The organism is Proteiniphilum acetatigenes DSM 18083, from assembly GCF_000380985.1.
GTDB lineage: Bacteria > Bacteroidota > Bacteroidia > Bacteroidales > Dysgonomonadaceae > Proteiniphilum > Proteiniphilum acetatigenes.
This window is the reverse complement of the sequence record NZ_KB905698.1, coordinates 32,632-57,367: the sequence shown is the minus strand read 5'-3', so window position 1 is coordinate 57,367 and position 24,736 is coordinate 32,632. Positions and strand designations below refer to the sequence as shown.

Sequence of the window (24,736 nt, the reverse complement as noted above, 5' to 3'; positions counted from 1 at the left end):
GGTATGAATTTCGATTACAGTAAGTTCCGTGTGCAGGAGGGAGATGAAGTCACCCTGAAAGATTTCCCTACCTGCGAAGATGGAGGATATACCAAGAAGACCGCCAAAGAGGAGATTAAGCGGAACATCAAAGAGTTGAAGAAATTTCAGGAGATGTTCTATGCCGACGACCGGTATTCGTTGTTGATCATCCTTCAGGCGCGGGATGCTGCCGGGAAAGATGGAGTGATCCGTCACGTGATGTCGGGTATCAATCCGCAAGGGTGTCGGGTACACAGCTTTAAAACACCCACCAAGAACGAATTGGAACACGACTATTTCTGGCGTCACTATATCGCTTTACCCCAGCGTGGGATGATAGAGATCTTCAACCGTTCGCATTATGAGAATGTGCTGGCGACAAAAGTCAATCCGCAATGGATACTTAACGAACGTATCCCTGGGTATGGTTCGGTAGAAAATATCGATAAACAGTTTTGGAATGCCCGCTATGAAGATATTAATGCGATAGAGCGACACCTTTACCGCAACGGTATGCGTATCCTTAAATTCTTTTTAAACGTATCGAAAGAGGAGCAGAAAGAGCGTTTTATTTCCCGTATTGATGAACCCGACAAAAACTGGAAGTTCAGTTCGGCCGATTTGCAGGCCCGTGAGCAGTGGGATGATTACGAAAAAGCATTTGAGGAGATGCTGGAGAAGACCTCGAAGCCCTATGCACCATGGTATGTGATTCCTGCCGATAAGAAATTCTTTGCACGTGTGGCGGTGGGTGATATCATCCTTGAGCTGTTCAGGTCACTCGACCTGCGTTACCCGCCTGCAGAATCGCCCGAGATGCTGCAAAAAGCACGTGAAATTTTAATGAAGCAATAATTTTACCTGTATGCTATTTAAGTGCGGTTGATTGAATGCAGGCCGATTTACTTGTTCTCTATTTTTTTCTTTCTCTGTAGATGTGAATCAAGGCGTGAAATCAACCATAACAGGCTGAAAACGGACGCAACCAGGATCACTGTACCTAGGAATTGGGGACTGAACAGGTATTCCTGGCCGAAGAGGAAGTATGTTGCTGCAATCATCACTGCCAACACGCCATACATCGTGCCGAAGATCGATCCGAATTCTTTCAGTATATTGCCGGATTCTTTCCGGTCGCTTATTTTCGATGGAGTGAGTGCCTGCTCGGTCTCTATCTGTTGCATGATCCGATATTTCAGATTATCGGATGCTTTTAGTTTTGCACCCTGCATCATCCCACGGATAAGATGCTCCTCATTTTGTGTATGTTTCTTTTCTTCCATCATGTCTCCTCCATGAATAGTGCTTCTTTATAGCGTTTTACCCATAACTCCTTAAATATTTTCCTTGCCCTGAACAATTTCACTTTTACATTGGAATCATTCAGCCCGGTAATTTTGGCGATCTCTTTGACAGGATTCTCTTCCATATAATAGAGCGTAAGCAGTAGTGCGTCTCCTTTAGGCATTTTTTGCAGAATATTGGCTACCATCTCCTTGCGTTCCGTTTCTTCCATATCGACCTGCAGGCTGTTGTCAACCGGAAAGAGGGTACTTTCCGCTTGCATCTCCCCGCTATCCGTCCATATCTGTGTTTTTGTCTGGGTGACTGCCGTATTGTAGACAATGCGGTAAAGCCATGTAGAGAATTTACTCTCCGAACGGAAGCTATGAAGATTCTTGTATGCCTTTACATAACTCTCCTGCACGACATCTTCCGCATCCTGCATATTGCCGCATATCCGGTGAGCGATGGTAATCGCCATGTCCTGATAAGTCTCGACAAAATATGTGAATGCGGAAGTGTTGCCGGAGAGCACTTGTTGCACACGTTGATTCTCGTTCATCGTAAACGGTTATTCCTGTTCAGCTTCCTCCTTTAACCGGCTGACCGGTATTTTTTGTACCACCAGAAAATAGACCAGATAGCCAATACCGAGAAAGAAGACAATACTTGCTCCGGTCATCCAAAACTCATTGCCCCGACCGATAACGAGATATTCTGAACAAAGAAATCCTACCATGATCCCAATTCCAAGCGCGATTAGTACAATCCCGTTTCTTAGTGATACCAACCGGTTAGGATCCGATTTTTTTCTCGGACTGTCCGGTGGAATAATTCCCTGGTTAATAAGCCCCATTCGCTCGGCGTTGCGGCTTTTGATCCACTGTAATCCTAATACCCATCCGGCTACAACCGGAAGACCTATAGTGCACGTAATGGCAAGAGCCGGTATTAAATCTGCCCACATAATTGTTACATTTTAAAAGTGAATAATAATTTGCTTTCATTCATAGGACTGCAACTCTAATGGATCGGTTACAAAAATAGGAAAATATTTTTACAAAATACTTATTTTACCTGGGAGTCAATATGTTAATAACTTATTGACAATGATATGTTTTTTAAGATTTTAAATTCGTCAATCTGATTTCTATTTCTTTTCTTTGCAATCGGGTAAGAAGTAGCGGTACCCGTTTTACTTTGTCAATTCCCGATCCCGGAGAGCATTTTCTGAGAAAAGTGCCAAAATCTGTTGTATACAAAATGAACGAAAAGACGCTCGAAAAACTGAAGATCCTTGCCGATGCCGCCAAGTATGACGTATCTTGCGCATCCAGCGGCACCTCGCGTAACAATGTGAAGGGAGGGATCGGTACGGCAGCAGGATGGGGCATCTGCCACAGCTTCACTCCTGATGGGCGTTGTATATCGTTATTTAAGATACTGCTTACCAATCATTGTATATACGACTGTGCCTATTGCGGCAATCGACGGAGCAACGATGTGAAACGTGCGGCTTTTACAGCAGAAGAATTGGCAGGATTGACTATTGAATTTTATCGTAGGAATTATATCGAAGGACTTTTCCTCAGTTCCGGTGTGATGCGCAATCCCGATTATACGATGGAGCGGATGGTGCGTGTGGTGAAACTCCTGCGTGAAGTACATCGTTTCAACGGGTATATCCATATGAAAACCATTCCCGGGGCAAGTAGCGAGCTGGTCGCCCAGGCCGGGGTACTTGTCGACCGTATGAGTGTGAATCTTGAGATCCCGTCGGAACAGAATCTGAAATTGCTTGCACCCGAAAAGGATTATCCAAGTGTTTTCGCTCCCATGCGGTTTATCCAGCAGGGGATGTTGGAAAGTGCCGAAGACCGCAAAAAATTCCGTTCGGCACCTAAGTTCGTGCCGGCAGGACAGAGTACCCAGGTGATCATCGGCGCTACGCCCGACAATGATAAACAGATACTCACATTGGCTTCAGCTCTCTACAAACGTCCTTCTTTCAAACGGGTCTATTATTCGGGTTATATTCCTGTGAATTCCGGGGATAGTCGCCTGCCTGCGCTGGCCAAACCCCCGCTGGTACGTGAGAACCGATTGTATCAGGCCGATTGGCTGATGCGGTTCTATGAGTTCAAGGCTGCGGAACTGGTGGATGATACCCATCCCGATCTGGATCTGGATGTGGATCCCAAAATGGGTTGGGCGTTACGTCATCCCGAATTTTTCCCGATTGATGTGAACACAGCTCCTTATGAGGTGATCCTTCGCGTGCCGGGCATCGGTGTCAAGTCGGCTAAACTGATCGTCACCTCGCGCCGGTATGGCCGGCTGACTTCAGAGCAACTGAAGAAAATCGGTGTAGTAATGAAACGAGCCCGCTATTTTATAGTGTGTCGTGAACTACCGATGCAGACCGTCAACGAACTTACGCCGCAGTATGTACGCCGTCAGGTGTCGCAAAAGCAGAAGAAGGCCGCAGCGGAGTTGTTGCAATATTCAATCGATTGGGGTGAATAGAAGGTATTAAAACATATGTTACTACGATCTATATATCTTTTTCTTACGATATGTTTCTATGTGCCGGCTTTCGGTCAGAACATCAATTATCAGATTTTCGAGAATATCCATTTAGGGCCCGAGGCGTCTGTCGTGAACAGTTTTATTCAGGACCGGCAGGGAATGATGTGGATAGGTACGGATAAAGGGTTGTTCAGTTACGACGGGTATTCAGTACAACCTCATTTTTCTTACGGGGAGCGGAGCAATAGCCGGATCTATTGTGGTATAACCATTGGGGAAAACTATTTGTATCTGGGATCGGATAACGGATTACTGGTCTATAACTATCATACCGACAGATATGAAGATCCTGGCATCGCCTTCCCTACGGATATCCGTACAATGGTATGCCGTGATAAGGTGTTATGGATCGGGACGCTTAACGGATTGTATACCTATGATTTCGAATCGGAACGGTTGGAGAGGATCGATAGAACTACACACAAAGGCTTAACGCATGAAACGATTTACTCTCTTATCCATTCGACGGACGATCGTATATACATCGGAACCTACGACGGATTATCCTGTTATCTGCCGGAAAAGGATACTTTCGAATCCATTCCTCTTCCCGGTGCCGTCAATAAAAGTAATCTGTTCGTAAACTCATTGTTGGAAGATACCGTAAGGAGTTGTATCTGGATCGGTACGGAAGGGAATCTGTTCAGGTATGATCCTGCATCGAAGAAAGTGGAGCAATTAACGTTCTTCCATGAAAATTCGGTCAAAACATTGGCGTTGGATCAACAACAGAATTTATTGGCAGGAACGGATAACGGACTTTATATCTATCAGGCGGAAGGAGAGTTGCAGCATGTGGTCCACGATTCCCGTAACAGTTCTTCGTTATCCAATAATATCGTATGGACCATTTTTACTGATAAGGAAAAAAATAGTTGGTTAGGGACAGATTACGGTATTTCGCTCTCCCGTTTCAATAATGGTTTCCGGTATGTGCCGATTTCACAGATCACCGGTACGGGAGAGGGTAATCACTTTTATTCGCTTTTTAAAGATTCCCACGGATATTACTGGTTCGGAGGTACTAACGGGTTGATCCGTTCCCGGTCTGTTTCCGGACAAGATACCCGGGCAATCTGGTATAAAATGGGAAACAGAAGCGCCCCGCTGTCTCATAATCGTGTGCGGAATATTTATGAGGATAAAGACCGTAACCTCTGGATTGCTACGGACGGAAGTATTAATCGATACGATTATACGACGGAACAATTTATCCATTATAATATAGTAGACAGTACCGGAATGTATAATTGCAACTGGGCCTATTATTTGTTTGAGGATAATGACGGCTATCTGTGGATCGCCAGTTTTCTTGGCGGGGTGTTTATCGTTGATAAGGAAAGATTGATGAAAGCCCCTGAGGGGAGCTATGTCGCCGACTATCACTATTCTACGGACAATGGTTTGCCGGGCATGTTTGTCAACCAACTGATTCCCGATCACGAAGGAAATATCTGGATGTTACTCTACAACAAAGGAATGACAAAAATCAATATCCGGACTCGTGAAATTACCCGTATCCCGATCGACGATATCCCGGACAGTGAGAGCCTGAATTATATCCTGTGTGATGGTGAGGGTGTTATCTGGGCCGGATTTCGTCGTGGAGCGATGCGTTTTATGCCGGGGAGTGTAAAACCGGATATCGTTTTACTGGAAAGTTTCGGACAAAATGAAATATTATCAATGATCGAAGTGGAACAGGATATATGGGTATCTACCACTGACGGTTCGTGGATTATCCAAAAAGAGACGATGGATGTGCGACGCTTCCATGTCATGGATAAGGCTTTTACAAGTTTGTATTATAACCCCGGGGACCGGTTAATCTATATGGGTGGTGTTGACGGATTGGTGATTACCTCTCCCGAAATTGCCAGAATGCACAGGGTGGAACGTCCGGTAACGATTACAGCCCTGTATGTCAATAATCGTCTGGTAACCCCTGAAGACGGAATCAGTGAGGAGGGTATCCGTTATGCCCGGAAATTTATATTCGGTCATACACAGAATAACCTTTCATTCGAAATATCCGACTTGTCCTATTCGCTGGAAGAAAAAACCAAATTTATGTATAAGTTGACGTCGATAGATCAGGATTGGAATCTGTTGAAACAAAATACCAACAGGATCACTTATCATAACCTGAAATATGGGAGCTATCAGCTTTTGATCAGTGAACCTGACCCGTATGGAAAACCGTCGGATCAACCTTATACAATCGATATCCGGATCAATCCTCCCTGGTACTATACGGCATGGGCTAAAGCGGTTTATATACTTTTGACGCTGACCTTTATTTTCTGGATAATCAATTTTTTCAGGGTAAGAAACCGCCTGAAATTTGAACGTCTTGAGAAAGAGAAAATACTGGAACAGTCACAGTCGAAGATAGATTTCTTCACACATATATCCCACGACTTTAAAACACCTTTGAGTATGATTGTCGCTCCGGTCAGCAAACTGCTCCTCGAAGTGAAGAACCCGTCGGAGAAGAAGCAACTGGAGATAGTGCAGCGTAATGCCCGGAAACTGAACTCGCTGATACACCAGGTACTGGATTTTAACCGGATAGACGATAACGCCGGATCTGTCCTGATCCTCTCGAAAGTAGAGTTTATCTCTTTTGCCAGAAGTCTTTTGGGCGTGTATGAGGAGGAGATAATCAAAGAGAAACAAATCGCTCTTCTTTTCGAAAGTAATCTCCCGGAACTTTATCTGGATATTGATGTGCTTAAATTCGAGTCGATCCTCGGGAATTTGTTGTCAAACGCTTTCAAGTATACTTCCGAAGGGGGTGAAATAAATCTCTCGATACATGCTTCTGATACTACTGGAGAATTGGAAATTACAGTATCCGATAACGGAATAGGGATTCCCGAAAAAGATCTTCCATACATATTCCAACGCTTTTTCCAGTCTTCCAATACATTGGGAAAGAGAGAAGGTACCGGTATCGGGCTTTATCTGGTAAAGAGTTATACCGAGTTACACGGAGGAAAGATCCGTGTGGTTTCGGAGGAAGGCCGGGGTACATCAATCACGTTAATCCTTCCGTTACCGTTCCGGCAAACATTGCCAGAGGTACTTCATAAGGAAGAGGATCAGATTATTTCAGGAGATAAACCGTTGATCCTTGTAGTGGACGATAATGCTGATATTACCGGATTTATCTGTGAAACATTACAACCCCGGTACCGTTGTAAAGTGGCCGAGAATGGTAAGGCAGGGGTAGAACTTTGTTTCGAATTCCAACCTGATCTCATTATTGCGGATGTGATGATGCCTGTAATGAACGGCCTGGAAATGTGTCAGCGGATCAAGAAACATATTCCCACATCGACCATTCCGATTATCCTGCTCACCGCCAAAAACGATAAGGAAACCGAGCTCGAAAGCATTCATCTCCATATCGACGCTTTTATAGGAAAGCCTTTCGAGCCGGAGATACTACTTTCGCGGGTGGAGCAACTACTTCTCCGTAAACAGCAGATGGAAGCCAAAGCGCGTATGGAAATTATTTCGGAGCCCAGGGCCATCGAAGCGGTATCGTATGACGAAAAATTCCTGTCGAAACTCACGCGGATTATCGAAGACCATGTTTCCGATTCGGAGCTGAATGTAAATGCACTCAGTGAGCTGTCAGGGATAAACAATAAACAGATCTATCGCAAAACGAAACAACTCACCGGCATGTCACCTGTGGAATATATCAAATCCATCAGGATGAAAAAAGCGGCCATGCTGCTCCGTCAGAAAAAATTCACGGTGGCGGAAGTGATGTATATGGTGGGATATTCCAACCACTCTTATTTCTCGAAATGCTTCCAGGCGGAGTTCAGAAGGACGCCGCGGCAGTTTATGGAAGAACACGCTGACAACTGACCGGACAGGATAAAGGGTCATGTCCGAAATCTATCCATTTATGTCCGGGATGTGCTTTTAATCTCCTTTACACATGCCTATCTTTGCTGCATCATTGTTACTAAAAGGCAATACGTATGCAAAGACGAATTTTGACCCTTATTTTCTGTTTCCTGATTTTTTTTCCTGCAACGCAAGCAAAAGAAATACCGGCTATATACATCGACAAAAACGGTGTGATGCGCTGGGAAGATACCCGCGGGGAAGCCTCTTTTTTCGGAGTAAACTACACCCTTCCGTTTGCCCATGCCTACCGGGCAATGGGATACCTAGATATTGACCGTAAAGCGGCGATCGACAGGGATGTCTATCATTTTGCCCGGCTGGGATTCAATGCTTACCGTATCCATATCTGGGATGTGGAGATATCCGATATCGAAGGGAACCTGATAGAGAACGATCATCTCGACTTGTTGGACTGGCTGATCTATAAACTCAAGGAGCGGGATATCCATATTGTACTTACGGCCATGACCAATTTCGGCAACGGATACCCGGAAAGGAACCAACCGACCGGAGGTTTTTCGTATGCGTATGATAAGTGTGAGATCCATGCTAATCCCGAAGCCATCCGTGCACAGGAACGCTATATCGCTTCCCTGGCCATGCATGTCAATCCGTATACCGGAAAGGCATACAAGGACGACCCTTCGGTAGTCGGCTTTGAGATCAATAACGAGCCCTGCCATACAGGTACACAACAACAAACCCGTGATTACATCCACCGCATGCTTGCTGCCCTGCGTAAAGCGGGAAATCGTAAACCCGTGTTTTACAACGTGAGTCATAATATGGAGCAGGTGGAAGCCTATTATGCCACCGGCATACAGGGAACCACTTACCAGTGGTATCCCATCGGACTGGTGTCGGGATATACCCGGAAAGGGAACTTCCTGCCGTATGTCGATGATTTTCATATCCCCTTCAGTCATATAAAAGGATTTGAGAACAAAACCCGGTTGGTATACGAATATGATCCGGCCGATATCATGTATTCCTATATGCATCCTGCTATGGCCCGGACATTCCGCACAGCCGGGTTCCAATGGATCACACAGTTCGCCTATGATCCGATGGATATGGCATGGGCCAATACCGAGTATCAGACGCATTTCCTTAACCTGGCTTATACCCCGCAGAAAGCCGTCAGCATGAAAATTGCCGCCGAAGTGACTTATTCCGTTCCACGCGGACAATCCTACGGTGTGTACCCTGCCGATACACTCTTCGCGGATTTTACAGTAAGCTATACACAGGATCTGAGTATGATGAATACGAAAGAGAAATACTTTTATTCCAACCATACCGCCATCCCGCCTGTTGATGCCATTGCATTGGAATCGATAGCCGGATACGGCAATTCGCCCATCGTACAGTACGAAGGAACAGGCGCTTATTTTATCGACCGGTTGGAAGAGGGTGTGTGGCGACTCGAGGTAATGCCCGATGCCGTGGTGGTAAGCGATCCGTTCGCCAAGCCATCACTTCGCAAGGACGTGGTGACCATTGCATGGAACAGTTGGGATATGACGCTCCGCCTGCCTGCATTGCAGGATGATTTTGAAATCAGGGGGATCAATGAAGGAAACAGGTACAGCACCCAGGCTGTGGGCGGTGTTATTCCTGCTCTCGGCCCGGGTGTGTATATCCTGCAACGCAAAGGGTATGTCTCCCCGGTACAGTGGGATGCCGATACCCCGTGGAACACTATCCGGTTAGGTGAATATGTGGCACCGCAACCCCGCGCGCAAACATACAGTGTATCGCATCAGTCCGCAGCGGTGAGCGAAAGCGGTAAACCCCTGGTGATCGAAGCACAGATCGCCGGGCCGGCATTTCCCGACTCGGTATGGATATATACCGACCGTATCTCATTCTGGAGCGATAACAATCCCCGTTATCCCATGGAAAGGGTACACGGCTATACTTACCGGGCTACCATCCCCGCAGAAGTTGTCACACAGGGTAAGTTCAGGTATACTATCATTGTTTCACGGGACGGCAAGCCTACCACTTTTCCTGCAGGAATATCCGGGAATCCGCTCGATTGGGACTATGCCTCTCCGATATATTGGGAAACCAGGATCGTTGACGAAACAAGTGCGATACACCTTTATAGTGCGACGCATGAGTACAACCGGATAGAGACGTATACCATGCCCGAATGGAGCCGTGTACAAAGGGAGCTGATCGATACCTGTCCGGAGAGTAGACCAATGCAACGTTTTGTATTCGAATCGGATGATGAGGATCCCCGTTTCTTTCTCCGGAGCTATATAAAGGAGGAGATCGGGTTGCGGACAAAGCGCCTGAGAGATAGTAAGACCCTTTGCCTGACGCTACAGAATGGCCCCGACAGCGTCAGCATCGGTTTCGTTACAAATGCCGGTTACACCTATGCTGCCAAAATTGCCGTAAAGGGTAAATCCTTATACCGCATTCCCCTGTCGGATCTGCAACAGACAGCCACGGCATTGTTGCCGCATCCTTATCCGGTATTCCTGAAAAAATATTTCGACCCCGTCGTGCCTATCCCTTTCCGGCCTGAGGATATTGAACAACTGGAGATCGCGTTCGATGGCCGGAAGAATGAGCAGGCTGTTATTGAGATCGCCGATGTATGGCTCGAATAACGCAATATCCACTATTAAAATATCATTATACCATAAAAATGTAACGTAATTATGAATGAACGAAGATCACTTCACCCTATTATTACAGTATTCGCTATAGCCATACTGTACCTGATCCTTCCCGGAAGTACTTCCCCCCTGCTCGCACAGCAGGAAGGCGGACGACGGATTACAGGGGTTATTACCGATGAGAATAATGAACCTTTGGTCGGGGCAACAATCCTGGTGACGGGGACTACCATCGGAACAACCGCCGGTATAAACGGCGAGTATAGCCTGACGCTTCCTGCCGGAAAAACCGAAATACAGGTCTCCTTTATCGGCTATGAGACACAGGTCGTGCCGGTAGTTGACGCAGGACCGGTGAATATTCAATTGCAACCGGAGTCTTATACATTGGATAATCTTGTTGTCATCGGCTACGGTACGCAGCGTAAAAGCGACCTGACCGGATCGGTCAGCAACGTAAGCAGCAAAGATTTTAACGTAGGATTGATCGGATCGCCCGAACAACTGATCAATGGTAAGGTCTCCGGTGTGCAGATCATGTCGAACAGCGGATCGCCCACCTCCGGAAGCACCATCCGTATCCGTGGAGGTGCATCACTCAACGCCAGTAACGACCCGTTGATAGTCCTCGACGGAGTACCCCTGGAGAACGGGGGAATCAGCGGTAACTCCGGGAATTTCCTGAGCCTGATTAATCCTTCGGATATCGAAAGCATGACCATACTGAAAGATGCCTCTTCCACTGCAATCTACGGTTCACGTGCATCCAACGGGGTGATCATCATCACCACGAAAAGAGGGACGGATGACCGTCTGCGGGTAACGTTCAACACTACCAATTCGGTGCAGACACGTACAAAGATGGCGGATATGCTGAGCCGTGATCAGTTCGCCGATATCATCAATGGGAGGGGAACAGTTGAACAGAAAGCGCTACTTGGCACAACCTCGACCGATTGGAATGATCAGATCTTCCGTGCGGCATCCGGTACCGATAATAACCTGAGCATCGCCGGGCGTATCGCTTCGCAATGGCCGGTGAGAGTAGCGTTTGGATATTACAACCAGAACGGATTGATGAAGAGTGACAATGCCGAGCGTTTTACCGGTAGCTTTTCATTCTCACCCTCTTTCTTCGCTGATCATCTCAGGGTTACACTCAATGGAAAAGGTGCTGTGAACAATAACCGTTTTACGAATAACGAAGCCATCTGGGCTGCTTCCACATTTAATCCCACACTGCCGGTCTATTCAGGGAACAGTAATTTCGGCGGATATGATGAAGCGATCGATAACAGTGGTAACCCTGTGAATGGCGGTGTGCGTAACCCATTGGGACTGGTTGAACAGTACTATTCCGCGAGTAGGGTGAGCCGCTTTATCGGTAATGCCGATATCGATTACAAGATGCACTTCCTGCCCGAGTTGAAACTCCATACCACCCTGGGATATGACCATGCCGAAGGCAAGGGTGAGATCTATGTGCCGTCCGAAGCGGCGCAATATTATACCACAAAAGGGCGTGACTACGGGTATGGGCCTCAAAAAAATACAAACCGATTGCTTACGGCTTACCTGAATTACAATAAGTACCTTACTTCCGTAAAGAGCAGTATCGATGCGACGATGGGTTATGATTACCAGTTCTGGAAGAGCATTACAGCACCATACAGCGAGTTGAATACGATAGGAGAGGTGCAGACTACGTCGGCAGCCGGCGATCAACGCCATGCACTTATTTCCTATTATGCCCGTCTGAACTATACATTCGATAATCGCTATATGCTTACGGCAACGGTCCGCCGTGACGGAACCTCACGCTTCCACAGGGATCACCGCTGGGGTACTTTCCCTTCCGTAGCGCTGGCGTGGCGTATAAGTGAAGAGGCCTTCCTAAGGGACAATCCTCTGATCAGTACCCTGAAATTACGGGCAAGCTACGGAGTGACGGGACAACAGGAAGGTATCGGGAACTACAATTACCTGCCGGTATATACCTATAGTCAGGAAGGAGCGGAAGTACAATTCGGCGACCAGTGGCTGCATACCTATCGTCCCGAAGCCTATGTGCAGAACCTGAAATGGGAAACCACTTCGTCCTGGAATACGGGATTCGATTTCGGATTCCTGAAAGACCGTATTACCGGAAGTCTCGATTATTATACCCGTCAGACCAAAGACCTGCTGGCAACCGTACCTTCGCCTGCAGGAAGCAATTTCGACAAAAATATTCTTACCAATGTGGGAAATGTCGACAGCCGCGGAGTTGAATTCACATTGAACGCCACACTGGTAAATACCAGGGATCTTACATGGGATGTAAGTTACAATATGACCTGGCAGAAGATGAAGGTGAAAAATCTGTCGCTGGTGGAAGGGAGTGCCACGATGAATACGCTGGTAGGTCCGACGATCGACAGCTACCAGTTTCAGGTGCTTTCCGAAGGTTATGAACCCTATATGTTTTATGTGTATCACCAATTATACGACGAAGAAACGGGAAAACCCATCGAAGGTGCGTATGCCGATCTCGACGGCAACGGAGTGATCAATTCCAATGATTTATACCGTTACAAATCGCCGGCTCCCGATTTTATTTTCGGGCTCAGTACATCGCTCCGGTATGACAGATGGACACTCGGTATGAGTTTCCGTGCCAACGTGGGTAATTATGTATACAACGGGATGGCAATGAATACAGGAGCATGGAGTACGGTAAGCTATAATTCTTTTCAGATCAATAACCTGTCGGCAAGTTACCTGGAAACCGGATTCAATAACCGCCAGTACCTGTCGGATTACTATGTGAGAAATGCTTCTTTCCTGAAGATGGACAATATCACACTGGGGTATAATTTCGGACGTGTGAACAAATGGTGTGCCCTTAATGTGAGCGCTATGGTGCAGAATGTATTCTGCATAACCGGATATGATGGTGTAGATCCCGAAGTGCCGAACGGTATGGATTTGTCATTTTATCCGCGGCCGCGGACTTTCTCACTGAATGTCGGTCTTGAATTTTAACGTTAAAAAATATTACAATGAAAAAGATCATATATATACTATTCTCTAGTTTATTTTTATTGACAGGCTGTCTGGACGATCTTGACCAATATCCGAACATTGAAACTACCAGTTCGGATGTATACAAGGACGCGTCCAATTATAAGGCTGTATTGGGTAAACTCTATGTTGCTTTTGTGATCAACGGACAAGAAAAAGGGGGAGGAAACTCCGACCTGTCCAGCAATAACGGGCAGGATTATATGCGTAGCTTCTTCAATCTGCAGGAATGCGGAACCGACGAACTGGCATCTACCTGGTTGGAAGGCGATAAAGTGGGTGACCTGACTTTTTTGTCATGGGACGCTAACGATCCGTGGGTAGCTGATATGTACTATCGTATATTTTATAACATCGCCCTTTGCAATGAATTTCTTCGTAATGCAGGTGACGAGCAAATAGCCCGTTTCACTGAAAGCGAACAAGCCGATATTCGCGGTTATCGTGCCGAGGCACGTTTTCTCCGTGCGCTGGCGTATTATCATGCGCTCGATCTTTTCCGCAATATTCCGTTTGTTACCGAGAATGATCCGGTAGGAACGTTTATCCCACCACGCTATGAGGCGAAAGCAGTATTTGAATTTATTGAATCGGAATTGCAGGCTATCGATGGTAACCTGCCCGACAAAGAAGAATGCGAGTACGGACGGGCATCGAAAGCGGCGGCTTATGCCCTGTTGGCTAAAATGTACCTGAATGCGAACATATATACGGGAACGGAACGATATATTGACTGTATTGACTACTGTAAGAGGGTTATACAACAGGGGTATACTCTTGAACCGGAATACAAGAAACTGTTTAACGCCGACAATCATAAACGGACGAACGAAATTATATTTTCTTTTCCGGTGGATGCAACGCATACTGTCTCCTGGGGCGCTACCACCTATATTATTTGTGGAGCGGTAAGCAACACGTCCGATTATCAGAAACCTGCGGATTACGGGGTGACCAGCGGATGGGGAATGTTCCGCGTACGCGGCGAAATACCGGCGTTGTTTGACGAGAAAGATGGCAGGGCCCTTTTCTTTACCGAAGGGCAAACCCAATATCTCGATATAATAGATAACCAAAGCAACGGTTATTTTGTGGACAAATGGACAAACCTGACTGATGAAGGTGAAATGGCGTCTAACACAGTGGACGGCGGAGTGAATACGGACTTTCCGGTATTTCGTCTGGCGGATGTCTATCTGATGCTCGCCGAAGCTGTCATCCGCGGCGGTACGGGAGCCACTGTTACAGAAGCATTGGCTTATGTGAACGGGTTGCGGCAACGTGCTTTCGGCAATGATTATGAAACCTATGGGAAGCTGACCGCCAATGATCTGACGGTTGATTTCTTTCTTGATGAGCGTGCGCGTGAGCTCTATTGGGAATGTACGCGTCGGACCGATCTGATACGCTATGGCAGGTTTACCACGGCCGATTACTTATGGCAGTGGAAAGGGGGAGTGAAAGAGGGAAGAGCAGTAGATGGAAAATACAATATTTACCCCATCCCCACCACAGACCTGACTGCCAATCCGAACCTGCGTAACGATAATTACTAATCTAAAATCATTTATCAGATTATGAATATATTACATGTACTGAAAAAATATCCGGCCGTCGTTCTACTGCTTCTGCTTTTGATCGCCTGCGAAGAAGACGGAGATAAAATATATCTTTCGGGGCTGGAAGAGAGCCAGTTTGTTCTTACCGAAACGGATATCCTTCTAAGTAAGGAAAATGCTTCGAAGATCGTGCTCTCCGCCGCATGGAAAAACAGTACGCTGGTAGTGAGTAACCCGAATATGGGAGCTCCCGATCTGTTTACGGCATACCTGCAGCTATCGACGAAGGAAGATTTTTCGTCGGACGTGATTGAAACCGAAGGTACCGGCGAATCGAAAGCTTATACCGGTGCAGAGTTGAATGCCATCGCCAAGAACCTGGGACTTACGCCCGATGTGGCGACTCCTGTCTACTTCCGTCTGCGCGGAAGCATAGCCCCCAACATCGAATCGGTATACAGCGAAATAAAGAAAGTCAATATCACGCCCTATCTGATCGATATGACGATCGGGTTTATATTGGATAAGGACAAAAAACAAACAGGTCTTACACTGGCTTCTCCAGATGCGAATGGGGTATATGCTGGATTTATCGGCGCTACTTCGTGGTACAACTTCTTTATGGAAGAGGGTGACGGAAAGGTATGGGGAAATCTTGCGGCAGACGGGTCTACTTTCCTGGCTTCTTCCGAAGAAGGTAGCTGGAACTTCTGGTATCCCGAGCCGGGCGGCTGTTATTATACAGAGGTCAATACTGTGCGTAAACGCTGGTCGGCTATTTATCTGCCGGTATTGGAGGTGAGTGGGGATATCACCGGCGAGATGACGTTTGATCGCCCCAATACGAGATGGTACTATGTTTTCAATGCCGCTTCTGCCGGTACGGCAACGATCCGGTTGAGCGGACAGGGAGATGAGTATAATTACGAGACAGGTGACAGCGCTCCCGCTACCGATAAAGTGACCATCGCTTTTGCACAGGAAAACGGGAAACTTGTATTGGCCGGAGTGGCAGGTGCTGTTTCCGTACAGATCCCCGCAGCAGGGGAATGTACGTTGATCCTGGACCTGAGCGATCCGAAAAACTGGACGTGTGAAGTGACGAGCGGTTCGGAAGAGCCTGATCCCGTCAGCCAGGAGGTTTATATGATCGGTATAGATGACGGTATCACAGGAGGAAGCTGGAATTTCGATAATAAGTTGTATCTTTATGATGAGGACAATCTGGCTTATGCCGGCGTGCTGAATGTACATTCACTATGGGGATACCAGGTTGGAATAGAGAAAGACAATTGGGGTGACGTGTACACGCAAGCCGGAGGCGATGCCTATTCCGGAACGCTGGAATTCCAGGGCCAGAACAATATTGCCGCTCCTGTACCGGGTGTTTATTTCTTCGACCTGTCGTTGAAAAACCTCGCCTATGCACTGACTGAGGCAGGCGACCATGTATATGTGAACGGATTGGACGATAAATGGGAGTTCGATCAGACACTTGCGGCGACCTCCGTCCCGGGTGTCTATTCCGGAAGTATTACCGTGAGCGGCGCTTCGACCTACGGATTTAAAATTTACCTTATCCGGAATAACTGGGATATTCTCTTTGGCGGCAGCGACGGGAAATTACAGTATGGTGGTAACGATATTCCCGACAGTAACAGCTGGTCGGCAGGGACTTACACTATTACGGTAGACCTTGTCAACCGGACATACGCCATCCAGTAACCATATTAAAATAGAACAGAGATGAACATAAAAAATATATTCCTGGGTACGGTATGGGCGTTGATCGCCCTTACCGCCTGCAGCAGCGACGATAAGCCGGTATATCCGGAGCCTCCTCTATACGATATGAGTGGATTTGCCAAGGGGGCGGATGTCAGTTGGCTCACCGAAATGGAACGAAGCAGTATTAAATTTTATGACGGTAATGATCGTGAAAAAGAATGTATGGCTTTACTCCGTGAATTGGGTATGAATTCTATCCGGTTACGGGTATGGGTCGATCCCGTCGATGGATGGTGCAACAAGAGCGACCTGCTGGTAAAAGCGTTCCGTGCGAATAACCTCGGCATGCGCCTGATGATAGATTTTCATTACAGCGATACGTGGGCGGATCCCGGACAGCAGACAAAACCTGCTGCCTGGACGGATATGGATATGGACGAGTTGCAGGAAGCTGTGGGCGACCATACAAGAGAGATACTCAACGAACTGAAAGCGCATGATATCACTCCCGAATGGATTCAGGTAGGCAATGAGACAGGTAACGGGATGCTTTGGGAAGAGGGAAAAGCTTCCGTAAATATGGAAAATTATGCTGACTTGAATAATGCCGGATACGATGCCGTAAAAGAGGTGTTTCCCGATGCGAAAGTTATTGTACATTTGCATGGGGGGCATGATAACGACCTTTATCGCTGGCTATTCGACGGACTGAAGAATAACGGCGGAAAATGGGATGTGATCGGCATGTCACTCTATCCTGCAGCGGACTCGTGGCAACAGACGAACGCTGATTGTATTGCCAACATACGGGATATGATCAGCCGTTACGACTCGGAAGTGATGATCTGCGAAGTCGGTATGCCATGGGATGAGGCGGAGGTCTGCCATGATTTCCTGGCAGACCTGATCACCAAGGCGAAAGCCATAGAAGATGATCGCTGTTTAGGTGTCTTCTACTGGGAACCCCAGTCGTACGGAGGTTGGAAGGGATATACCCTCGGCGCTTTCGATGAAAACGGACGCCCTACCGTAGCATTGGACGCATTCAAGCTTTGAATTGAAATTATTATTGTATGAGACTGACATGATTATTTCAGTCATCAAAGGTTCCATATACCGAAATATAGAAAATAAAATAATCGTATGAAACGAGCCGTATTGTCTGTATTTTTTATCATTTTCTTTTTTCTGACAGTTTCTCTTTATGCTCAACAACGTACCGAATTCCTGTTGGAAAAGAACTGGAGATTCAGTAAAGGAGATTTCCCCCAAGCGATAAGCGACGATTTTAATGACAAAAACTGGGAGGAGGTAAGGATCCCTCACGATTGGGCAATCTACGGACCATTCGACCGGAAGCATGATCTTCAGGAAGTAGCTATTATACAGAACGGGGAGAGGGTGCCGACGGTAAAGACCGGCCGCACGGGTGGCCTTCCCTATATGGGAACTGGCTGGTACCGTACTTTTTTTGATGTGGAAAACTTCCAGTCCGAAAAACAAATCGTTACCCTGAAGTTCGACGGTGCGATGAGCGAAGCAAGGGTATATGTAAACGGGAAAGAGGTCTGCTTCTGGCCTTACGGGTATAATGCTTTCCATTGCGATGTCACTGAAGTGCTGCATGTCGACGGTAAGAATAACCTGCTTGCCGTACGGCTTGAGAATAAACCGGAGTCTTCTCGTTGGTATCCGGGGGCCGGACTTTACCGCAATGTGCATGTGATACAAACCAATAAGGCTCATATCCCTGTCTGGGGAACGTATATCACGACGCCTTTCGTGTCAGAAGAATATGCCTCTGTACGCCTGCGGACGGAAATAGCGGGCGATCATGCAAACATACGGATTGTTACGGAGATCAGGGATATGGATAACAAGGTGGTGGCAACGAAGGATAATACACAGCAACTCGACCACGGACGCCCGTTTGAGCAGAACTTTATCGTGGAGAATCCCAGGTTATGGTCGCCCGAAACGCCTTACCTCTATACGGCTATGTCCACCCTATTTGTTGACGATACAAAGAGTGACGAATATACGACCCGTTTCGGTATCCGGGATATCCGGTTTATCGCCGACAAGGGATTTTTCCTGAACGGTGAGCAGCGGAAATTTCAGGGAGTTTGCAACCACCATGACCTCGGCCCTTTGGGCGCGGCTATCAATGAAGCTGCTCTACGTCGCCAGCTGACACTCCTCAAAGAGATGGGATGCGATGCTATACGAACTTCCCATAATATGCCTGCGCCGGAATTGGTCAAACTTTGCGATGAAATGGGTTTTATGATGATCGTGGAGAATTTTGACGAATGGGATGTTGCCAAATGCAAAAATGGTTACCACCGGTTCTTCGACGAATGGGCGGAAAAAGATATGGTGAATATGTTGCGCCATTTCCGGAATAACCCTTCCGTAGTCATGTGGAGTATCGGTAATGAAGTACCGACACAATGCAGCAGCGACGGTTATAAGGTGGCTCGTTTCCTCCAGGATATTTGCCACCGGGAAGATCCTACCCGTCCCGTCACTTCCGGGATGGACCAGGTCAGTTGTGTGCTGGACAACGGGTTTGCAGCGGTGGTTGAAATTCCCGGATTCAATTATCGAACCCACCGTTATGTGGAGGCATATGAAAGACTTCCGCAAAATCTGGTGTTGGGTTCTGAAACCGCTTCCACCGTCAGTTCCCGTGGCGTATACAAGTTCCCCGTGGAGAAAAAAGCCGATGCGCTTTATGACGATCACCAGTCCTCTTCCTATGATCTCGAATATTGCTTTTGGTCGAATATCCCCGATGAAGATTTTGCGCTGGCCGACGATTATCACTGGACACTGGGGCAATTTGTCTGGACAGGTTTTGATTACCTGGGAGAGCCTTCGCCCTATGACACCGATGCATGGCCTAATCACAGCTCCATGTTTGGAATTATAGACCTTGCAAGTATTCCTAAAGACCGCTATTACCTGTACAAAAGTATCTGGAACAGGGACGAAGCTACGCTACATATTCTCCCGCACTGGAACTGGAAAGGACGCGAAGGAGAAGTAACCCCGGTGTTTGTGTATACGAGTTATCCCTCCGCCGAACTTTTTATTAATGGGAAAAGCCAGGGAAAGCGTACAAAAAATAATAATTCCTTAACGGAAAGATATCGTCTGATGTGGATGGATGTGTGTTATGAACCAGGGGAAGTGAAGGTCGTTGCTTACGATGAAAACGGAAATAAAACAGAGGAGAAAATGGTTCGTACAGCAGGTGAACCCCATAGAATTGAGCTGATCCCCGACCGGCATATATTATCGGCTGACGGAAAAGACCTGGCTTACGTGAATGTGCGTGTAGTAGATAAAGAGGGTAATTTATGTCCGCTGGACGACCGCGTGATCCGTTTCACGGTAACCGGAGCTGGGGAGTACCGTGCTTCTGCCAATGGAAACCCCACATGTCTGGACATGTTCCATCTTCCACAGATGCCGCTTTTCAACGGGCAACTCACCACCATTGTGCAGGCTGGAAAAACTGGTGGAACGCTTACCCTGGAAGCAAAGGCAAAAGGAGTTCAATCGTCAAAAATCTCTATAAGGGTGGAATAATGATTGTTTTTACATACGATAATACTTTCGACGGATTGCTTTCGTGCGTGTTTTTCGCGTATGAGCAGAAGAAATTTCCCGATCTGATCCTCTCCGAATCCGACCAGAAGCCTCTGTTTATAGATGAGCAGTACTATGTAGATACCGAAAAAGAGAAATCGAAGCGGGTCTGGAAAGGACTGGAGAAAAAAATATCGAAATTCGCACAAAATATGTTGCTGAGCGTTTGGTTATCGGAACTACCGGAGACAGCGATGTTGTTATTCCGGTATATCCGTAAAAATATCGATCATCCTCAGGGGATTGAAATGAATTTCGGAGATGATGATGTACTTCGTATCAAGGATATAGCACAGAAGGTGGGTACCGATGCCCGGAAACTGATCCAGTTCGTACGTTTTCAGGAGACGGCCGACGGCATCTGGTTTGCCCCTGTTTCTCCACGTTATAATGTGCTTTCATTGATCGTGCCGCATTTTAAATCGCGCTATGCCGGCCAACCCTGGATTATTTACGATACCGTGCGAAATACAGGCCTATACTATGATACGCATACAGTGCAGGAGATAACCTTCTCTCAAAAAGACCTTGTGGAACTAAAATCAGGCAAACTCGACAATGAGAAGCTCTCTGACGAAGAGGCTTTTTTTCAAAAAATGTGGAAAGAATATTTTCAGAGTATCACAATTAAGGAGCGTATCAATCTTAAACTGCAACGGCAGCACATGCCAAAACGTTACTGGAAATACCTTCCGGAGATCCAGTAATTCTTTTGCGGATTATCAGCTACCCTGTCCCGGGGCGTTGCGGATTTTCAGTTTTGGTAAATTTATTGGCCCGCTTCGCTCCGGATAACATGGTATGCTTTTTAACTACTTGTTCTTTAACAAGTCACGGATTTCCGTCAATAATGTCTCTTCCTTGGTCGGTTCGGGAGGAGGTGCAGGGACTTCCTCTTTCTTTCGCTTCAGAGAATTCATTGCTTTGATCACCATGAAAATGGCCGTACCGATGATCAGGAAGTCGACGATTGTCTGAATGAAAGCACCGTAATTCCAGGTAACGGCAGGTGTAACCACTTCTGCTCCGTCCATTACTGCCTGTCTTAAAACAAGTTTAAGGTCTACGAATTGTCCCTGGTTTGAGATCAATGCGAGTGGTGGCATAAGGATGTCGTTCACGAAAGATGTAACGATCTTCCCGAAAGCGCCGCCAATCACGATACCCACGGCCATGTCCACCACGCTGCCGCGCATTAAGAATTCTTTTAGTTCTGATCTGAATGACATAGTTTTTGATTAATTGGGTTGAAAAATGCTGGATTATAAACTCGTTTACAAGCCTGACATCGTCATCCGCTAACTGGCGAATGGCATTTGTATATGCTTGACGAAATTATTCATTCTGCAAAGTAAATAAAAAAAGTGTAAAAAGCCCTGTTTTAATAAAAAATCTCCGCCAGCATGCACCGTGCCGATCCTCCTCCATTTGTCTCGATGGTAGATAATGGTGCGGACAAAATGGTATTATAGGTTGATATGACAGTTTCTTGTGCTGCCGTCAGGGCACTGCGGGCAGAAGTCGACATCACCATAATTGGTTGGCCGTTTCGGCTTTTTACTTCAAGCATATTTCCCGCGAACCGGACTACCTGATCCAAAGAGATATCGACAATGATCTTTCCCCCAGAGATCAGTCTGGAAACCACTTTCTGTCGTTCATTATCATCTTTGATCGACTCGAGACAGACAATCGCCACCTGGTTGCCCACTGCCATCATCACGTTGGTATGATAAATATGGTTCCCGTTTTTGTCGGTTGCATTGAATACTACGGCGTCATAATTCAATCGTGCGCAAAAGTCCGCCAACACTTTCTCCGAAGTGCGTGGTGAACGGCAACAATATGCAATCCGTTTGTCCCGGTCGAATACCATACTTCCTGTACCTTCCAGAAATTCGCCCTCCTTTTCCCAGTGTGTCAAATCAATCACTTTGCGGTGATTCATTTTTCGGGTCAGTAAGTCCAACACCTCCCGTTTTCTTTCCTGCCTGCGGTTCTCGGCGAACATGGGGTAGAGCACCAACTCCCCCGAGATATGCGACGAAAACCAGTTATTTGGGAAAATCGAATCGGGAGTCCACGGCTCGGGTGTGTCCTGTACAACCGTCACATCTACATCTTTGCCACGGAGCTGGCTCACGAAAGCATCAAATTCTTCAAGCGCTTTAACGGCTACAGAACCGGACTCCCCCGCCTGTTGGAAGTAGTTGTTCTGTGCTGTCTCTTCGTTAAAGGCAAACCTGAAGGGACGAACCATCAGTATTTTGGATGTTGTCTGCATAAATTTATTCCAATGATTTAATTGATTCTCTGATGATACCGATTGCTTCCTTCAGTTCCTCTTCAGTGATCACTAATGGTGGAGCAAAGCGGATAATATGATCATGGGTCGGCTTCGCCAGCAGCCCGTTTTCAGCCATCTTCAGGCAGACATCCCACGCATGCTTATCGTTATACGGTTCGATCACAATGGCATTGAGTAATCCTTTCCCCCTGATCAGCCTGATGAAAGGACTTTCTATCTTTTTCATCTCTTCACGGAAGATCTGTCCCAAATATTCGGCCTTTTCAGCCAGTTTTTCCTCTTCTATCACTTCCAAGGCGGCGGTTGCTACTTTGCAGGCCAGAGGGAACCCTCCGAAAGTGGAGCCATGCTGGCCGGGTTGGATGGTAAGCATGATTTCGTCGTCGGCCAACACTGCTGAGACGGGTAGTACGCCACCAGAGACGGCTTTTCCCAGGATTACTATATCGGGGCGGATCCCTTCATGATCGCAACAGAGTTTCCGACCGGTTCGGGCAATACCGGTCTGCACTTCATCGGCAATGAAGAGCACATTATGCTTTTTACAGAGTTCGTAACAACTCCTCAGATAACCGTCGTCCGGTACATTCACGCCTGCTTCCCCCTGGATAGGCTCCACCAGGAATCCGGCAATAGAATCTGCTTTCTCCTTTAAAGCAGAGGCTAGGGCCTTCGGATCGTTGTAAGGAATGACCTCGAATCCAGGAGTATAAGGTCCATAATCGGCACGGGCGTCGGGATCGGTGGAGACAGAGACAATAGAGATAGTCCTACCGTGAAAATTGCCCTCACATGCTATAATGACTGCTTCCGTTTCAGGAATTCCCTTTTTAAGATAACCCCATTTCCTGGCCAGTTTCAATGCCGTTTCCACCGCTTCGGCGCCACTATTCATCGGTAATACCTTATCATAACCGAAATAATCATGAATAAACTTTTCGTATGGCCCCAGTGTATCGTTGTAAAAGGCGCGGGAAGTAAGGCAAAGTTTCTCTGCCTGCTCCTTCAGGGCCCTTACAATCTTAGGGTGACAGTGTCCCTGATTTACCGCGGAATAAGCCGATAGAAAATCGAAATATCTCTTTCCATCCACATCCCAGACATAACACCCTTTCCCACGGGATAGTACTACCGGCAGAGGATGATAATTGTGTGCCCCGTACTTCTCTTCCAGGTCAATATACTGTCTTGTTGCAGCTGATAAATTCATGATTATAAGTGGTTAATTATTTTTTATTCTTATTCTATTCTGTCTTTTTTCTTCTTCACTTCTTTTCCACCTTTCCACCTTTTCACCTTTTCACCTTTTCACTCTCTTATGCTTCCCTGAGCACCAGATTACGAAATTGTACCTCTTTACCTTCGCTCTGGAGACCTATGTGTCCCTCTTTCACCTTGCTGGTCGCTTCGTTTTGTAATACATCGTTGATATAGACCGAGATGGCACCGTCTATTACTGTAACCTGTACTTTGTTCCACTCTCCGTCAGGTTTTTCGCTCGAAGGATGTAGTTTCTCGATCACAGGAAATTTTGGTCGCTCCGTTACTCCTTCGGGTAGCGTGTACTCGTTCAGGTCGGAGCCATTCAGTAATACGAAATCACCAGCCTTTCCGGCCATCAACTGGCATTCTATCCCCCTGGGGAATGGATTCGCAGGATCTTCAATCAGAATAAAAACTCCGCTGTTGCTTGCTTCTCCCGCCCAACGGTATTCCAACTCGAGCGTGAAATTGCGGTACTTCTCTTTTGTATACATATAACCGAGCGGCTCGCCTTTTATCGAGATCACTCCTTCTTTCACCGTGTATACCTGGTCTCCCGGTATCGCATTGTTTTCGACGACAAAATTCCAGTTCGACAGGTCTTTACCATTGAAAATCTCACCGGACTGTTGTCCGCAACTTACTGCCAAAAAGGCCAGTAGGATAACAATTGATAGTCTTGTTGTTTGCATCTGCAT

At 46.8% G+C, this 24,736-nt stretch carries 17 protein-coding genes; 10 read left to right on the top strand and 7 right to left on the bottom strand.

What is annotated here, in order from left to right; genetic code table 11:
- Positions 1 to 3 precede the first annotated feature (3 nt).
- Positions 4 to 876 carry a polyphosphate kinase 2 family protein gene (locus F597_RS0112050; RefSeq protein ID WP_019540003.1) on the top strand — a complete coding sequence of 291 codons (873 nt, stop codon included), beginning with the start codon at positions 4 to 6 and terminating at the stop codon, positions 874 to 876.
- A gap of 47 nt (positions 877 to 923) precedes the next feature.
- On the opposite strand, the gene F597_RS20730 is transcribed toward F597_RS0112050, so the two are convergent.
- The 3 genes from F597_RS20730 to F597_RS0112035 are packed head-to-tail and all read right to left on the bottom strand — an operon-like array spanning position 924 to position 2,272.
- Positions 924 to 1,307 carry a hypothetical protein gene (locus tag F597_RS20730; RefSeq protein ID WP_019540002.1) on the bottom strand — a complete coding sequence of 128 codons (384 nt, stop codon included), beginning with the start codon at positions 1,305 to 1,307 and terminating at the stop codon, positions 924 to 926.
- Positions 1,304 to 1,867, bottom strand: a complete 564-nt coding sequence (locus F597_RS0112040) for an RNA polymerase sigma factor (RefSeq protein WP_019540001.1) — start codon at positions 1,865 to 1,867, stop codon at positions 1,304 to 1,306. The genes F597_RS20730 and F597_RS0112040 overlap by 4 nt, the downstream gene beginning before the upstream one ends.
- 9 nt (positions 1,868 to 1,876) lie before the next feature.
- Positions 1,877 to 2,272 (bottom strand): DUF6249 domain-containing protein, encoded by a 396-nt coding sequence (locus tag F597_RS0112035; protein WP_019540000.1) that lies wholly within the window; start codon positions 2,270 to 2,272, stop codon positions 1,877 to 1,879.
- Positions 2,273 to 2,568: 296 nt separating this feature from the next.
- Here F597_RS0112035 and F597_RS0112030 point away from each other — a divergent pair, with 296 nt between their 5' ends.
- From F597_RS0112030 to F597_RS0111990, 9 genes are all read left to right on the top strand, one after another.
- Entirely contained in the window at positions 2,569 to 3,831 is a 1,263-nt protein-coding gene (locus tag F597_RS0112030; RefSeq protein WP_019539999.1) for a putative DNA modification/repair radical SAM protein, read from the top strand.
- A gap of 15 nt (positions 3,832 to 3,846) precedes the next feature.
- The gene (locus F597_RS0112025) at positions 3,847 to 7,779 is read left to right on the top strand and encodes a hybrid sensor histidine kinase/response regulator transcription factor (RefSeq protein WP_019539998.1); all 3,933 of its coding nucleotides are present in this window, start codon (positions 3,847 to 3,849) and stop codon (positions 7,777 to 7,779) included.
- A 116-nt stretch (positions 7,780 to 7,895) separates the two neighbouring features.
- The gene (locus tag F597_RS0112020) at positions 7,896 to 10,451 is read left to right on the top strand and encodes a glycoside hydrolase 5 family protein (RefSeq protein ID WP_026327396.1); all 2,556 of its coding nucleotides are present in this window, start codon (positions 7,896 to 7,898) and stop codon (positions 10,449 to 10,451) included.
- 51 nt (positions 10,452 to 10,502) lie between these two features.
- Positions 10,503 to 13,484 carry a SusC/RagA family TonB-linked outer membrane protein gene (locus tag F597_RS0112015; protein WP_019539996.1) on the top strand — a complete coding sequence of 994 codons (2,982 nt, stop codon included), beginning with the start codon at positions 10,503 to 10,505 and terminating at the stop codon, positions 13,482 to 13,484.
- A 17-nt stretch (positions 13,485 to 13,501) separates the two neighbouring features.
- Positions 13,502 to 15,079 (top strand): RagB/SusD family nutrient uptake outer membrane protein, encoded by a 1,578-nt coding sequence (locus tag F597_RS0112010; protein WP_019539995.1) that lies wholly within the window; start codon positions 13,502 to 13,504, stop codon positions 15,077 to 15,079.
- A gap of 21 nt (positions 15,080 to 15,100) precedes the next feature.
- Positions 15,101 to 16,807, top strand: coding sequence for a DUF5114 domain-containing protein (locus tag F597_RS0112005; protein WP_019539994.1), 1,707 nt, complete (start codon positions 15,101 to 15,103; stop codon positions 16,805 to 16,807).
- 21 nt (positions 16,808 to 16,828) lie between these two features.
- Complete coding sequence (locus tag F597_RS0112000) at positions 16,829 to 17,866, top strand: glycoside hydrolase family 53 protein (RefSeq protein WP_019539993.1); 1,038 nt, start codon at positions 16,829 to 16,831, stop codon at positions 17,864 to 17,866.
- A gap of 87 nt (positions 17,867 to 17,953) precedes the next feature.
- The gene (locus F597_RS0111995) at positions 17,954 to 20,407 is read left to right on the top strand and encodes a glycoside hydrolase family 2 TIM barrel-domain containing protein (protein ID WP_019539992.1); all 2,454 of its coding nucleotides are present in this window, start codon (positions 17,954 to 17,956) and stop codon (positions 20,405 to 20,407) included.
- On the top strand, positions 20,407 to 21,174 hold the full coding sequence (locus tag F597_RS0111990; RefSeq protein ID WP_019539991.1) for a TIGR03915 family putative DNA repair protein: 768 nt from the start codon (positions 20,407 to 20,409) through the stop codon (positions 21,172 to 21,174). The genes F597_RS0111995 and F597_RS0111990 overlap by 1 nt, the downstream gene beginning before the upstream one ends.
- Positions 21,175 to 21,279: 105 nt before the next feature.
- Here F597_RS0111990 and mscL read toward each other — a convergent pair whose 3' ends face one another.
- The 4 genes from mscL to F597_RS0111970 all read right to left on the bottom strand — a co-directional run bounded on the left by mscL (position 21,280) and on the right by F597_RS0111970 (position 24,730).
- Complete coding sequence (gene mscL, locus F597_RS0111985; RefSeq protein ID WP_019539990.1) at positions 21,280 to 21,696, bottom strand: large-conductance mechanosensitive channel protein MscL; 417 nt, start codon at positions 21,694 to 21,696, stop codon at positions 21,280 to 21,282.
- 152 nt (positions 21,697 to 21,848) lie between these two features.
- Complete coding sequence (gene ctlX, locus F597_RS0111980; protein ID WP_019539989.1) at positions 21,849 to 22,751, bottom strand: citrulline utilization hydrolase CtlX; 903 nt, start codon at positions 22,749 to 22,751, stop codon at positions 21,849 to 21,851.
- Between the two features lie 4 nt (positions 22,752 to 22,755).
- Positions 22,756 to 23,985 carry an ornithine--oxo-acid transaminase gene (gene rocD, locus F597_RS0111975; RefSeq protein ID WP_019539988.1) on the bottom strand — a complete coding sequence of 410 codons (1,230 nt, stop codon included), beginning with the start codon at positions 23,983 to 23,985 and terminating at the stop codon, positions 22,756 to 22,758.
- 106 nt (positions 23,986 to 24,091) lie between these two features.
- A complete protein-coding gene (locus tag F597_RS0111970; RefSeq protein ID WP_026327394.1) occupies positions 24,092 to 24,730 on the bottom strand; it encodes a 3-keto-disaccharide hydrolase in 639 nt (212 codons plus the stop codon).
- Positions 24,731 to 24,736 lie beyond the last annotated feature (6 nt).